Raw genomic sequence first — 13,307 nt, forward strand, 5'->3', positions numbered from 1 at the left:
ATAATTAACACAGGATGTGTTGATGCATTTAGCATAATTGACTCGGAGTCATATGAAGAAAATAAAAACTCTCGATTTAGATATTCCAGACGATATGGAGCACGGTTGGCAGAACATCGTTGATCTGTTGGCTCAAATAACGCAAGTGCCAGCAGCACTTATTATGCGTGTTCATTCCAATTACATCGAAGTCTTCTCCACCAGTCGTAGCGAGAACAACCCATACAATAAGGGCGATTCTGAAACACTAGGCAACGGGCTGTATTGTGAAACCGTTATGGAATCTCAGCGGCAACTTCTTGTCCCCAATGCTCTCGCAGACCCGGCATGGGAAAGTAACCCTGACATCAAGCTAGGGTTGATATCCTATTGTGGTATCCCTCTGCTTTGGCCGAATGGTGAGCTTTTCGGCACCATTTGTATCTTGGACTCTAAAGAAAATCACTACACGCCGACTTACATTAAACTCCTGGAAAGCTTTCGAACTTCAATTGAGTCCCAGCTTAAAACCCTCTTTCAGCACGCCAAACTGACTCAAATGAATCGTGACCTCAAAAACCGGGTGTATACACGAACCAAAGATCTCGCCAGTTTGAATTACTCCTTAAATCAAGAAATTGATAAGCGAAAAGCCGCTGAACAAAAAATCAATTTCCAAAAGAACCATGACCTAGGAACTGGCTTTTTAAATCGTAGTGCATTTGAGTCGCGTTTAAACCACAAACTCTCTTCTCAACGCAGGCTGACGGATTGCTCATTTGCTGTCATTCACATCGGTTTTACCAACGGCAGACGTATACAAGCTCGATACGGCTATACAGCACTGGACAAAGTATTAGTTGAATACCGAAAACGTATCGATAGCATTGCCGATATTGAGGTGTTAACCGCGCGCCCTACTTCTGTGGATCTGGTGTTAGCGTTCAGTGTTAAAGATTTGCATCATCGCCTCGAAGAGCTTTGCCAAACTCTAGTAAAAGTTGGTCATTCTGAATTTGCTATCGAAAATGATAAGGTTCACCTGCACGCATTTATCGGAATTGCTACTACTAATAACGAAGACGATGCAGAAAGTATTCTTCAGAAATCGTCAGAGGCTATGCTGGCCTGCAAGGATTCCGGGCAAAAGTTTGCTTATTACTCCCAATCTCACACTGAAGAGCAAAGTCATATCAATAAGATCGAAGGTTACTTGCTGCAAGCGGTACGTAACGATGACTTAATGCTCTACTTCCAACCCAAAGTATGCCCGCTAACCCATCGTTGGGTCGGTGCTGAAGCATTGCTCCGCTGGCGCCACCCCGTTTTGGGAGACATATCCAATGAAACCTTGATTCACATGGCCGAGCAAAACGGATTGATTTTCGAAGTGGGCAGCTTTGTCCTGCGCAACGCGATTGAGAAAGCCAAAGAATGGTCTGAATATGTTGAGGACTTCAAGATGGCGGTCAATGTGTCTGCGGTGCAACTCAAAAACGCGCATTTTGCAGAGCAAGTTGTTCATTTGCTAGAAACCTACCACCTTGAGCCTCATTTCTTGGAGCTTGAAGTGACAGAAAGCGGATTGATTGCAGATGAAGTGGTCGCAAAGAATACCTTAGAATCGCTACATGATATTGGCGTTACATTGTCACTGGATGACTTTGGAACCGGCTATGCCTCTTTCAGCTATCTCAAGAAATTTCCATTCGATGCAATCAAAATTGATAAGAGCTTCATAGACCAAATGCTCAACTCAAGTGAAGATTCAGAAATTGTTCGATCCATCGTTCAGATAGCGAAAAAGTTAGATCTAAAAGTGATGATCGAAGGCATTGAATCAGAAGTTCAGGAGAAATTTATCATTGATGAAGGTTGTGACGTAGGACAAGGTTATCTGTATGGTCGACCAATGCCGAGTCAAGAATTTGAGCATAGCTTAATCAATCAAAACTATTTAGGGACGACTCGTTACGCTTAAAGTGAAAAATAGCCGTTAGTTTTGGATTTAAACCTAGTTTCTCTTTACTCTATAGGTGGTGATTTTTATAATCGCCGCCTTTCTGTTTTTATCTTCCCCTTTATATAGGCATTCCTCGTTATGGATCAGTTGACTGCAAAGCTTAAAAAGCTCGAAAAACAAAACTACCGTGCATATCAACAAATTAAAGGTCAATACGACTTTGCTGATTTCGAATTACACATCGACCACATTCAAGGTGACCCGTACGCGTCAGCCTCTCGTTTTCGTGCAACACGCGCGTGGTCGCTGACTGGGTTAGATTGGCTGAAAGAAAAATCTTACGAATACCAAGTAGCAGCTCGTGATTTTATTGCTCGCAGCTTTGCTGAGTTCGCAAAACAAGAAGCGACCGTTTCTATCGCATTAACGGGTCAAACAGTACTCGACAACACTGCAGTCGTGTTTACTGAGCACGGTATCGAAATTCGTTTCCGTATTAACCTGCCTGCTGATGGTCGTAGCATTCTTGCGAAGAAAGCGAACAACATCATCACCTTCTACCTGCCGAAGTTTATCCGTCGCGCAACGCTTGAGCGTGAGCTAAACATAGACGCAATGATCAAGCACTGTGAAACAATCGAAGACCAAGAAGCGCTACGTACACAGCTAGATGAGCACAACCTATCGGCATTTGTGGCAAATGGCAGTGTATTACCACGTATCGCTGGTAACTGTGATCTTCCAATGAAAGATGCGGTTCCATTTACAGCACCAGAATCACTGAGCGTTACGTTAAACACGCCAAACCAAGGCGATGTAACAGGCTTGGGAATTCCTAAAGGGATTACATTGATCGTTGGTGGTGGTTTCCACGGTAAATCGACACTATTGAATGCGGTTGAACGCTCTATCTACAATCATATTCCTGGTGATGGCCGTGAAGGCATCGTGACTGCCATTGATACAATGAAGATTCGCGCTGAAGATGGCCGATGTGTGCACAGCTTAAATCTGTCAAACTACATCAATCATCTTCCAATGAAGAAAGATACCTCTGATTTCAGTACCCAAGATGCTTCGGGCTCTACTTCTCAAGCGGCTTGGTTACAAGAGTCGATTGAAGCCGGTGTTCAAACCCTATTGATTGATGAAGATACGTCAGCGACTAACTTCATGATCCGTGATGAGCGTATGCAGGCATTGGTTTCAAAAGGTGACGAGCCAATTACTCCGCTTGTTGACCGTATTGGCCAGCTACGTGATGAAATGGAAATCTCTACTATCGTCGTTATGGGTGGCTCGGGTGATTACCTAGATGTAGCAGACACCGTGATCCAAATGCACGATTACCAAGCGGTAGATGTGACAGAGAAAGCAAAAGATGTTATTGCTCAGCACCCTACCCAACGTACTAACGAGTGCGAAACACCGTTGGAGATGTTTGTTCCTCGCTCACTGAACCGTGCATCACTAATGAACATTCTTACTGATGGAAAGTTCCGCGTGAGTGCTAAAGGTAAGGAATCTCTGCGTTTTGGTAAAGAGTTTGCCGACCTGTCTGCTCTTGAGCAGCTAGAGTCAACTTCTGAAGTCAACGCGATTGGTTGGGCTTGGTTCCAGTTTGCACAAACGCCTGGTTGGTCAAGTAATCCAGCAAAAGAGTTTAACGCGATTCTAGGTAACGATTGGCACCAAAATATGCCTAACTACGGTGACCTAGCGAAACCAAGAACGTTGGATGTTATGGCAGCTCTTAACCGCATGCGTAAATCTCAGTTCAAGCCTTCGAACTAAGTTTTACTCAACCAAATACAACTTTTCGGCCCCACAAATGGGGCCGTTTTTATTTCTACTCGTCCTAGAAAGCGTTCTATCAAACCACAAATGTTAAGTAACGAACTTTGTGCACGATAAATAACCTGTTTATCGCCCTACACTTCCTTCCCCATAATTTATATAACTCTTGTTATCTTTGAGAAGCTCATAAAACATGACATTGTTTTTACGAAGCTATGGTAAAGTCCGCCTAAACAAGTGTAACTAAATGTAACAGGCTAAGATTTGATGTACCACAAACGCGTAAAAATGCGTGATCATAAAAGTGAAGTAAACCTGTTTAGAAACCGTGTTATTGTCGCATTCATAGGTATTCTGCTTTTCACTCTCGTCTTAGTCGGTAACCTATACCGACTCCAAGTTCAAAACTTTGATAGCTACCAAACCCGCGCCGACGGGAACCGAATTAAAGTGCTCCCGATCGCCCCTACGCGAGGGTTAATTTACGACAGAAATGGTGTGTTGCTGGCTGAAAACAAACTGGTCTTTTCTCTCACCATGATCCCAGAGCAAACAAAAGATGTGGATGAGATGCTCAGCAAACTCAACGAGTACATCCCGCTGAATAAAGAACAAATTACGCGTTTTAAAAAGCGTTACCGCAATACCCGCCGCTTTAAGTCCGTTACCCTGTTAGAGAACCTGACGGAAAAAGAGATCGCAAAATTCTCTGTTCACCAATACTTATTTCCCGGGTTATCTATCGATACCAGCTTAAAACGATTTTACCCTAATGGTGAGGTACTGACTCACGTACTAGGATACGTTGCTCATATCAATGATAACGATTTAAGAAAACTAGAAGAACAAGGTAAAGAAGCGAATTATCAAGCGACGACTATCATTGGTAAGCTCGGCGTTGAGCGATACTATGAAGACATACTTCATGGACAAAAAGGCTATCAAGAGGTTGAGGTAAATAGCCGAGGCCGCATCGTCAGAACGATAAAGTACGTTCCGCCTGTTGCTGGTAAAGACATCGTACTCAACATTGATCTTGAACTGCAAAAGTATGTGTTCGAACAACTTGATCATCGCACTGGCAGTGCTGTTGTCCTAGACCCGAAAGACAACAGTGTTTTAGCTATGGCATCAAGCCCGAGTTACGACCCTAACCTATTCGTTGATGGCATTTCTAGCAAGAATTACCAAACACTTCTCAATGACCCAGCTCATCCATTGGTAAACCGAGCGACGTTAGGTGTTTATCCACCCGCTTCTACTGTTAAGCCGTTTATGGCTGTTGCGGGCTTGGAAGAACATGTTATTTCTGAAAATACCATCCGTAATGACCACGGCGTATGGCGCATTCCTGGGTCTAAATCTAACTCTAAAGCCTGGCGCGACTGGAAGCGTTGGGGGCACGGTCCTGTTGATGTTACACAAGCGATTGAAGAGTCGGTCGATTCCTTTTTCTATCAAATGGCTTTCGACCTAGGCATCGACCGTATTAGCACGTGGATGAACCGTTTTGGTTTTGGTAAACCATCGGGCATCGACATCTACGAAGAGAGTAACGCCAACATGCCGACACGAGATTGGAAGATGATGCGCTACCGAACGCCTTGGTATCAAGGTGACACAGTACCGATCGGTATTGGACAAGGATACTGGACCTCGACTCCCTTACAACTTGCTAAAGCGACCTCTGTGTTAGTCAACCATGGCAAGGTGATGCCTCCGCATATCCTACGAGCAACACTCGATCACGGTGAAGACTTAGAGACTCAACAGCTAGTAGAACCTAAACAAATGACATCCATCGATGAAGTCCCAGACAAGATTTGGGATGTACCAATTAATGCGATGAGATTAGTGAACCACGGTAGTCGTGGTAGTGGTAGAAGAGCGTTTAAAGGAACAAAATACACGAGTGGTGGTAAGTCCGGTACCTCTCAAGTATTTGGTTTAGCAAAAGATCAGGTGTACAACTCGAAAGAGTTAGAAAGGCACTTACTTGACCACGCACTCTACACAGCCTTTGCTCCGTATGAACACCCGGATTACGTTGCAACTGTCGTTATTGAACATGGTAATGGTGGCTCTAAGGTCGGTGCTCCTTACATTCGCAAAGTGCTTGATTATGCATTCGAACATAAAAGCGGTGTGAGTAAAGGTAACTCATAACACACAAGAAGCACAAAGCCCCACGAGTCTTCAGTGGGGCTTTATATCGTTTATAAACAACATTGCATCTAGGTAAAAAACTAGCTTCGCAACACATGCCAAGCTTCACACAAGGTTTGAAATTGGGCGGTGTTACCCTCATCTCTATCTGGGTGCCAACGAAGCGCAAGCCTTCTCCACTGTTTACGTATTTCTTCCTGTGAAGCGTCTAGTGGTAACTCAAACAAGCTCAATGCTCGGTTTCGGTCCATGTCTGTTTCACTACCACCAACAAACTTCTTGTAGCGGGTCCAAAACTCATTCAATAGTCGCTTAACTTCACCCTCTTCGGCTTCATAGTTCAACCAATCAATGTAGTACTCACGCAACGGGTCTTGGTGGTCAATAGCGTGTGTACTTCCGTGATATCGACCACACATTAGTTCTATCTCCATCGCTTGAACTTGCAGCCAATTATCTGGGTATAGCGTCTCTTGCAGTTGGTAAAGCGCGTTCATGATTAAGAAGTTCTTCTTGAATAACTCCTTCTCTGGAACTGGGTCAAGGACAGGAATAAAGCCGAGCTCGTTGAGATGCGCAGCCAAGGTGTGCACTTTCCACCCCGTCGGCTTTTGTTTGAGCACTTCCATGATTGGCCAAAGCAACGGGTTTTCCATGTGTGCTTGAAACTGGCAACTAATATTTTGATGACTCGATGAGTCTAGATTGTCTGACATAATTAATTGAGCCCGCAGCCATATGCATGTGTGTATCTAATTAATTGATAAGCGATCTGTCGTGGTTTGTCGAGTTTCAAACTAAATAAATTTCAACCAGTTATGTATTTACAAAGCAAAAAGGCCAGCATTATGCTGACCTTTAGTATACGAAAACAGACGAATTAGATAACGCCAAGCTCTCTTAGGCGCTCCATTAGGTACTCGTTTGCTGTGTACTTTTCAGAAAGAACCACTTCTGGTTTCGGGTGCAAGAAAAGAGGCAAAGAGATGCGAGACTTTTCTTGGCGTGCGCCAGTTGGGTTGATAACACGGTGAGTCGTCGATGGGAAGTAACCGCCAGATGCTTCTTGCAGCATGTCACCGATGTTGATGATCATGTTGCCGAAGTCACACGGTACATCTAGCCACTCGTCATTTTGAGACTTAACTTGTAGTCCAGGCTCGTTTGCCGCAGGTAGAACAGTAAGAAGGTTAATGTCTTCGTGTGCTGCAGCGCGGATTGCTCCTGGTTCTTCATCACCTTGCATTGGTGGGTAGTGAAGTACGCGAAGCAGGGTTTGTTCGCTACCATTGATCATTTCTGATAGAGCGATAGAGAACTTCTCTTGCACTTCTTGAGGTGCGTGCGCTTCAACCCAACCTAACAGCTCTTGAGCAAAAGCATTAGCACGTTGGTAGTAATCTAGAATCTGTTCTTTAAGCTGCTCAGGAATTTGACCCCAAGGATATACATGGAAGTATTCTTTGATGTCTTTTACTGTGTGGCCCTTTGCAACTTCAGATACTGAAGGTGGAAAATAACCATCTTGTGTTTCAACATTGAAGTGGAAGTTTTCTTTCTCTTCAGAGATGAAGAATTGGTACCAGTTCTCGTAAATTGACTCAACAAGCTCTTTTGGGATTGGGTGATTTTTCAGTACGCCAAATCCAGTTTCACGTAAAGAGCGAACAAATTGTTCTGCTGCGTCGTCAGCAAGATAATCGACAGTTTCCAGTTTCATGACTTTCTTTCTTGTTATGTAGTGATACGGGGATTTTATGGTCCGCTTTGTTGTAAATCAAACTTTAGTGAAACTCTCGCAACCGTTTGTCTAGATACTGGGCGATAACGCTACTTTTCAACAAATTTGGTAATCAAAACCCAATTGAACAGTGTTCATTATTGTGTAACTATACATAAAACTTATATAGGATCTGATGATGACAATTACTCCACTTGCTCAAAATAGACCTCTACTTTCGCTCACTGTTTTGTATCTCGTTGTTTTTCTTTTCTCAGCGTTTGCTCCCTCTTCGAGAGCCGTATGGATTGCGGAAATCGTACCTGCATTAATGATTCTTATCGGTATTTGGTGGCTATCCACTAAATTAACATTTTCAAAAACCGCTTATGTTTTGATGTTCATTTGGATGGCACTGCACACGATTGGCGCTAAGTACACTTTTGCGGAGGTACCGTTCGATTGGTTTAATCAGTTAATTGGCTCTGAGCGCAACAATTTTGACAGAGTCGCGCACTTTTCTATCGGGCTTTATGCCTACCCACTCGCTGAATATCTTATTCGGAAGAAATTGGCTCAACCCGTGATTGCGTGCTTCTTTGCACTGTTTGCCATCATGAGTGTTGCGGCAGGCTATGAAATTATTGAGTGGTGGTATGCTGAAATCGCAGGTGGTGATGAAGGTATCGCTTTCCTTGGTTCACAAGGTGATATTTGGGATGCGCAAAAAGACATGTTATGTGATACGACCGGAGCTATCGTCTCACTGCTGCTTCTAAAGCTTCAAGGACGTATCAAAGTTTAGCCGAACACTTCGTTAACTCAGTTTATTCAAGACTCACTTTCAAATGCCACATGCCCTATACGCTGTGGCATTTTTTGTGTTTTAGCTTCAAGGCTATTTCATAGTGACCTTACCACCCACGAATTTAAATGCGGGTGTGCCTCGTACTAAGGTATCTCGAGCAAACTCAATTCCACATTCAGGGCAAATGCACGGCTCTGTAGTAAAGTCTTCGACAATCCTTTCCTTAAAACATTTTACAAGCGCACCCTTACCACCTTTTCGATATTTGAATAACTGTGTTTTGCATTTCGCGCAAAATATTTGAACGGTTTTCGTGGGTTGCTTCTTGTTTGGTTTCGCCATAAAGGTAACGTGCTGATTCTTATTGTTTAAGTTTAGGCGCTACAAGCACTAAGCTTATGCCGACTAATATGATGGTTGATGAAATAACAAATTGCATGGTGACAGGCTCTGAGAGCAACAGTACGCCGCCGAGCGTCGCAATAACCGGAACCGAAAGCTGTGCGATTGATGCCACGACAGTATTGAGCTTCTTCACCACGTAGTACCACAAACTGTAACCAACCCCTGAAGCTACAGAACCAGACAATACGGCATAAATGAACCCTTGTTCAGACATCGAAATATCAAGAGCTGAATTTGGTACTACGAGCCACGGTGATATAAACACCAAGACAATCAATGAACAGAACCCAAAGTTGGCCGTTGTTGACAGCAGAGCATTTGAAGATCGCTTTCCGGCCAAGGTATAAATACCCCACCCGATACCCGCGATTGACATTAGCGCAATTGAAACTAAATCAGGTGAACTGGTTGAACTGGTCGGCATTAGCAAATAAACAAGCCCTGAAACAGAGAGCAAACAACCCGCCCACTCAATCAAGGACATCTTATTACCTGAGATGAGATGAGCCGCAATCATGGTAAATTGTACCGCAACAAACAACACTAACGCGCCAAGCCCGGCTCCCAGTTCTAAATATGCAAACGAGAACCCGAACATATAAACGATCAATGACACAACTGAGACTAAACTGAATTGAGATTTGAGCTTAGAAAACAGCGATGTAGGGCTAAGTTTAGCTGTGTTATTGCTATTCTGGGACGCTATACTTAGCAAAATCAATAGAGTAAACGCGCCAGATAAAATACGTATGACGGAGAAACTCAAAGGATCGATGGTTTGATCCATCAATGCCCATCGGCAGAGCACTGAGTTGGCCGCAAAGGCCACCAGCGTAATTAATGTCACTAAGACGGTTTGCATTATTGTTCCCTTGCCCTTGCTGACGCTATCCGCGTATTAATCAACGTCAGGTTTAACCCAAACTTGGCTAAAGTCGAACCAACCAAGCGCATTACACTTCGCGTTTTGCAAGGTACCACATTGGTCTTTGTTTACACCTAGCCAACAATGGAACATGGGAATCAATTGATTGCTTTGTACCAGTTGCTTACCGAGCTGCCTTGCTGGGAACTGCTCAAATTCACCAGAGCGCCAACGATCGATCATATGGCACCACTGATCAAAATCTTCTGCTGGGCTCGACTCATCAAGGAAGCTGTAATCCATAAGCCAGCATGCCAACGCATCGTCTCTGTTGTTTGCAATTCCCATTGGGTTTATCCAAATATCTACATCGTCCGCATGCGGTGGATCGGTTTCGTAACCGAAAAGCTCAACATCAACGTTATATTGTTTGAGAACCGTCACTATGGCTTTCGCGAGCGTAGGAAACATCGGGTGTTGGCACTGATAGGCTAACTTTACTGCAGGCTTAGTATCGGCTGGTGGACACTGCGGAACTTTTAACTTGATATCGTACCAACCAGGCTTGATGCCATAAGCATGCAATACACCCAGATCAATGACGGTCTCTTTGGGAATGTGTACAAAAAGATCGGCAGCATTTAGCGCATTGGATAAAAACTCCGCCCATGCAGGGTCCTTCGCGATACCTTTCTTTCTGTTGAGCAATAGATACGTACATCCCGGATCGAGCTCTACTTCATCGCTATCTCCGCGATCAGCCATAACCGGCTTAGAAAGGCTTGGATAAACCATGGACGAATAGGCTTCATCCACGACCCACACCTCGACACGATCAATCAGCGGCCTAAAGCCAAAGTAGCCATTGAAAGCGGTTAATACGAGTTGTTTTTCGTCATTTTTTTCAATGCGATATGGACCAGTACCAATTGGACGAATATCGTAGTCCTCTCCACGTAAAATCATCGGCAACGTTACTTTTGCGACGGATTCTGTGAGCGCGAGTGGGAAGTATTTATCCGGGCGCGTTAGAAAGACATCAACGACGCAATTGGCCGGTGAGGATACGTCTTTAATATGAGAGAACATATTAAGTGGCTCGAGTGCTAGCAGTGTATCAACGACGTGATTTGTCATGAGTGGCTCACCATTATGGAAGCGTACACCGGGTCTCAAGAAAAACCGCCATTGATAGTCACTGATTTGCTGCCAAGAGTGGGCAAGATCAGGCTGGAGCTGATCGTTTTCATCCAAACGCGTCAAACCACTGAAGACTTGGCAGGCGATGTGTTGTTCTGAACGACGCATCGACTTTGTCGGATTAAGCATGGAAAGCGGGCGATAATAAGGCAAACGAATGACCTGTTCACCCTCTTGATATTGAACCCCAAGGTAGTTTTGGATAACTTGGGTTAGCTTTGCAGCATTTTGGTCAAGAACGGATAGCGCTTGTCCAATCTTACCTTCTTCTAAGTAGCGCCTTGCCAAGTTTTCACTGACGTCACAGCGGTTTTGCTTAAAAATCAGTTGAGATAACTTACCTCGACCAGCCGCAGGTAACCACTCTATCCAGCCCTCTTCTTCGAGTTTATTGAGTACCATTCTGGCGTTTCGACGTGTACAACAGAGTACATCTGTTATGTCATCAAGCTGAACATCAGCGTCTTTACCATCGAAGTATTCAAACAGGGTTTCAAATTGAACGCGAAGTCTTGGGCTACTCATAAAGAGGAAAACTTATTCAAGGGATAATGAATTAAGTTTCCTCATTTTATTAGTGAAAATCAATCTAACTGATAATGTTTTTACTCAGAAATATCGAATTTGAGTAGGTAAGTTTATTTTGACTAAGATAGCAAGCCAGCATAGCGCTTTGCAGACATAGGATTACATCACATCACAACCAATTTCATTGGCGATGTCGCGAAGCTGTTGTTCATCGTCTAACTTTATTGACCACTTACATTCAGAGCCATTGGCTGAGATGACATTTGCCCCTTTTCCGATCAGTTGAATCGCATCGACTTGAGCTTGAAGCGTGACTCTATGTTCACCATCTAAACGAACAACAAGCTCGTGCGCTGTTGCAATGACTTTTCCATTTTTAAAGGTTATGACCATGGATTTCTCAAACTAGAATTATGGTTAGTTAACGGGGTTCAAACTGGTGGTCACAATGGTGTCACCAATAATCGATCGTTTTATCGTTTGTGCTTTTTTACTGCAATGGTTAAACGGCTTGTACAGACCAAGCGTTGACGCTCGTCAGTAATATTTATCTGCCATACTTGTGTCGATACACCAAGGTGAATTGGCTCAGCGGTGCCGATAACATGCCCTGCACGCATTGATCTTACATGATTAGCGTTGATGTCGAGTCCAACACAGTAGTAGCCTTCTGGCACACAGAAATTTGCCGCTAACGAGCCCAACGTTTCTGCAAGCACGACGGAAGCACCACCATGAAGCATACCAAGTGGTTGGTGAGTAAAATGACAAACGGGCATAGTCGCCACTAATGAATTGTCGTTGACCTCGGTATAAACGATGTTGAGGTGCTCAATTAAGGTATTTTTTGAGGTCGCGTTGAAGGTATCTAGGTCAACAGGCTTTTTCCAAATGGTCATGCAGTTTCCTTAATTTTTGTTATCGCTTGAGCAGAGTTTGTTATTGGTGTCTGTTCTTGTCTTACATCTAATAAGTTATCTTATACCTATTAGCCATTACGCAAGTTGATGTTAACATGCATAAAAACCGAATACACAGAGGATATTGTATGACGTCATGGAAGAAGTTTGCCTCGCTTCTCACTCTCGCAGGCTTAACCGCATGTAGCGCTTCTCCAACAGGAAGAAATCAATTGCTGCTGTTTTCAGACAAAGATATGTCTCAACTTGGCGCGCAATCTTTCGAACAAATGAAGAAAGAGCAACCTATTAGTACAGATGCAAAAACAAACGCCTATGTACAGTGTGTAGCGAACAGTATTACTCAACACATTCCTAAGCAAGGTTTTAGTGAATGGGAAGTCGTTGTTTTTGATAGTGACCAAGTAAACGCGTTTGCCCTACCTGGTGGTAAAATTGGTGTTTATACGGGGTTACTTAAGGTTGCAGTGAACCAAGACCAATTGGCTACCGTCATCGGACACGAAGTCGCGCACGTTTTAGCTGATCACAGCAACGAACGTTTGTCCCAATCACAGATCGCCAATACAGGTTTATCGATTACGAGTGTTGCTTTGGGTTCATCTGAATACAAGCAATATCAAGGGATGACCATGGCCGCATTAGGCTTGGGGGTTCAATATGGTGTGATTCTGCCTTATGGTCGAACTCAAGAGTCTGAAGCCGATATTGTTGGCCTAGAATACATGGCGCAAGCTGGCTTTGACCCTAAACAGAGCGTCGATTTGTGGCAGAACATGGCGAAAGCGTCAGGTGGAAGCCAACCACCAGAGCTTCTTTCTACTCACCCTTCGCACAGTACTCGTATTAAAGACTTACAGTCAAAAATAACAACGCTACCTCAATCGAATGTAGCAAGACCAAACTGTAAGGCATAATGTAAGCTAGGATCGCTTTAGCAACACGACTCGGTGAGA

Annotated in this window: 12 protein-coding genes; 5 read left to right on the top strand and 7 right to left on the bottom strand. The window is 43.9% G+C overall.

Annotated elements, in window-relative coordinates:
- Positions 1 to 52: 52 nt before the first annotated feature.
- The 3 genes from F0228_RS09305 to mrdA all read left to right on the top strand — a co-directional run bounded on the left by F0228_RS09305 (position 53) and on the right by mrdA (position 5,905).
- Positions 53 to 1,960 (top strand): GGDEF and EAL domain-containing protein, encoded by a 1,908-nt coding sequence (locus F0228_RS09305; protein ID WP_105058192.1) that lies wholly within the window; start codon positions 53 to 55, stop codon positions 1,958 to 1,960.
- Between the two features lie 120 nt (positions 1,961 to 2,080).
- On the top strand, positions 2,081 to 3,736 hold the full coding sequence (locus F0228_RS09310; protein ID WP_116870662.1) for an ABC-ATPase domain-containing protein: 1,656 nt from the start codon (positions 2,081 to 2,083) through the stop codon (positions 3,734 to 3,736).
- Positions 3,737 to 4,006: 270 nt separating this feature from the next.
- A complete protein-coding gene (mrdA, locus tag F0228_RS09315; protein ID WP_008221450.1) occupies positions 4,007 to 5,905 on the top strand; it encodes a penicillin-binding protein 2 in 1,899 nt (632 codons plus the stop codon).
- A gap of 80 nt (positions 5,906 to 5,985) precedes the next feature.
- Here mrdA and F0228_RS09320 read toward each other — a convergent pair whose 3' ends face one another.
- Together F0228_RS09320 and F0228_RS09325 are read right to left on the bottom strand one after the other, a co-directional pair.
- Positions 5,986 to 6,621, bottom strand: coding sequence for a DNA-J related domain-containing protein (locus tag F0228_RS09320; RefSeq protein ID WP_061030956.1), 636 nt, complete (start codon positions 6,619 to 6,621; stop codon positions 5,986 to 5,988).
- Positions 6,622 to 6,785: 164 nt separating this feature from the next.
- Entirely contained in the window at positions 6,786 to 7,625 is an 840-nt protein-coding gene (locus F0228_RS09325) for a 2OG-Fe(II) oxygenase family protein (RefSeq protein ID WP_008221453.1), read from the bottom strand.
- Positions 7,626 to 7,824: 199 nt separating this feature from the next.
- Between F0228_RS09325 and F0228_RS09330 the strand changes: the two genes are divergently transcribed.
- Positions 7,825 to 8,430 (top strand): DUF2238 domain-containing protein, encoded by a 606-nt coding sequence (locus F0228_RS09330; protein ID WP_171731616.1) that lies wholly within the window; start codon positions 7,825 to 7,827, stop codon positions 8,428 to 8,430.
- Positions 8,431 to 8,523: 93 nt separating this feature from the next.
- Here the strand turns inward: F0228_RS09330 and F0228_RS09335 are convergent, their stop codons facing one another.
- The 5 genes from F0228_RS09335 to F0228_RS09355 all read right to left on the bottom strand — a co-directional run bounded on the left by F0228_RS09335 (position 8,524) and on the right by F0228_RS09355 (position 12,330).
- Complete coding sequence (locus F0228_RS09335; protein ID WP_004738029.1) at positions 8,524 to 8,775, bottom strand: hypothetical protein; 252 nt, start codon at positions 8,773 to 8,775, stop codon at positions 8,524 to 8,526.
- A gap of 19 nt (positions 8,776 to 8,794) precedes the next feature.
- A complete protein-coding gene (locus tag F0228_RS09340; RefSeq protein ID WP_061030958.1) occupies positions 8,795 to 9,700 on the bottom strand; it encodes a DMT family transporter in 906 nt (301 codons plus the stop codon).
- 36 nt (positions 9,701 to 9,736) lie between these two features.
- Positions 9,737 to 11,428 (bottom strand): SgrR family transcriptional regulator, encoded by a 1,692-nt coding sequence (locus tag F0228_RS09345; RefSeq protein WP_061030959.1) that lies wholly within the window; start codon positions 11,426 to 11,428, stop codon positions 9,737 to 9,739.
- A gap of 162 nt (positions 11,429 to 11,590) precedes the next feature.
- Positions 11,591 to 11,824, bottom strand: coding sequence for a DUF3389 domain-containing protein (locus tag F0228_RS09350; RefSeq protein WP_008221462.1), 234 nt, complete (start codon positions 11,822 to 11,824; stop codon positions 11,591 to 11,593).
- Positions 11,825 to 11,904: 80 nt separating this feature from the next.
- Positions 11,905 to 12,330 carry a hotdog fold thioesterase gene (locus F0228_RS09355; protein WP_061030960.1) on the bottom strand — a complete coding sequence of 142 codons (426 nt, stop codon included), beginning with the start codon at positions 12,328 to 12,330 and terminating at the stop codon, positions 11,905 to 11,907.
- Between the two features lie 149 nt (positions 12,331 to 12,479).
- Here F0228_RS09355 and F0228_RS09360 point away from each other — a divergent pair, with 149 nt between their 5' ends.
- Complete coding sequence (locus F0228_RS09360; RefSeq protein WP_061030961.1) at positions 12,480 to 13,268, top strand: M48 family metallopeptidase; 789 nt, start codon at positions 12,480 to 12,482, stop codon at positions 13,266 to 13,268.
- Positions 13,269 to 13,307: the final 39 nt, after the last annotated feature.

It is taken from the genome of Vibrio sp. 99K-1 (assembly GCF_013114585.1).
Classification (GTDB): domain Bacteria; phylum Pseudomonadota; class Gammaproteobacteria; order Enterobacterales; family Vibrionaceae; genus Vibrio; species Vibrio chagasii_B.

Bases quoted from the DNA above. Each gene is read 5' to 3' on its own strand.
- F0228_RS09350 (WP_008221462.1), bottom strand. From the start codon at position 11,824: ATGGTCATAACCTTTAAAAATGGAAAAGTCATTGCAACAGCGCACGAG.
- F0228_RS09340 (WP_061030958.1), bottom strand. From the start codon at position 9,700: ATGCAAACCGTCTTAGTGACATTAATTACGCTGGTGGCCTTTGCGGCC.
- F0228_RS09305 (WP_105058192.1), top strand. From the start codon at position 53: ATGAAGAAAATAAAAACTCTCGATTTAGATATTCCAGACGATATGGAG.
- F0228_RS09330 (WP_171731616.1), top strand. From the start codon at position 7,825: ATGACAATTACTCCACTTGCTCAAAATAGACCTCTACTTTCGCTCACT.
- F0228_RS09355 (WP_061030960.1), bottom strand. From the start codon at position 12,330: ATGACCATTTGGAAAAAGCCTGTTGACCTAGATACCTTCAACGCGACC.
- F0228_RS09325 (WP_008221453.1), bottom strand. From the start codon at position 7,625: ATGAAACTGGAAACTGTCGATTATCTTGCTGACGACGCAGCAGAACAA.
- F0228_RS09320 (WP_061030956.1), bottom strand. From the start codon at position 6,621: ATGTCAGACAATCTAGACTCATCGAGTCATCAAAATATTAGTTGCCAG.
- F0228_RS09345 (WP_061030959.1), bottom strand. From the start codon at position 11,428: ATGAGTAGCCCAAGACTTCGCGTTCAATTTGAAACCCTGTTTGAATAC.
- mrdA (WP_008221450.1), top strand. From the start codon at position 4,007: ATGTACCACAAACGCGTAAAAATGCGTGATCATAAAAGTGAAGTAAAC.
- F0228_RS09360 (WP_061030961.1), top strand. From the start codon at position 12,480: ATGACGTCATGGAAGAAGTTTGCCTCGCTTCTCACTCTCGCAGGCTTA.
- F0228_RS09310 (WP_116870662.1), top strand. From the start codon at position 2,081: ATGGATCAGTTGACTGCAAAGCTTAAAAAGCTCGAAAAACAAAACTAC.
- F0228_RS09335 (WP_004738029.1), bottom strand. From the start codon at position 8,775: ATGGCGAAACCAAACAAGAAGCAACCCACGAAAACCGTTCAAATATTT.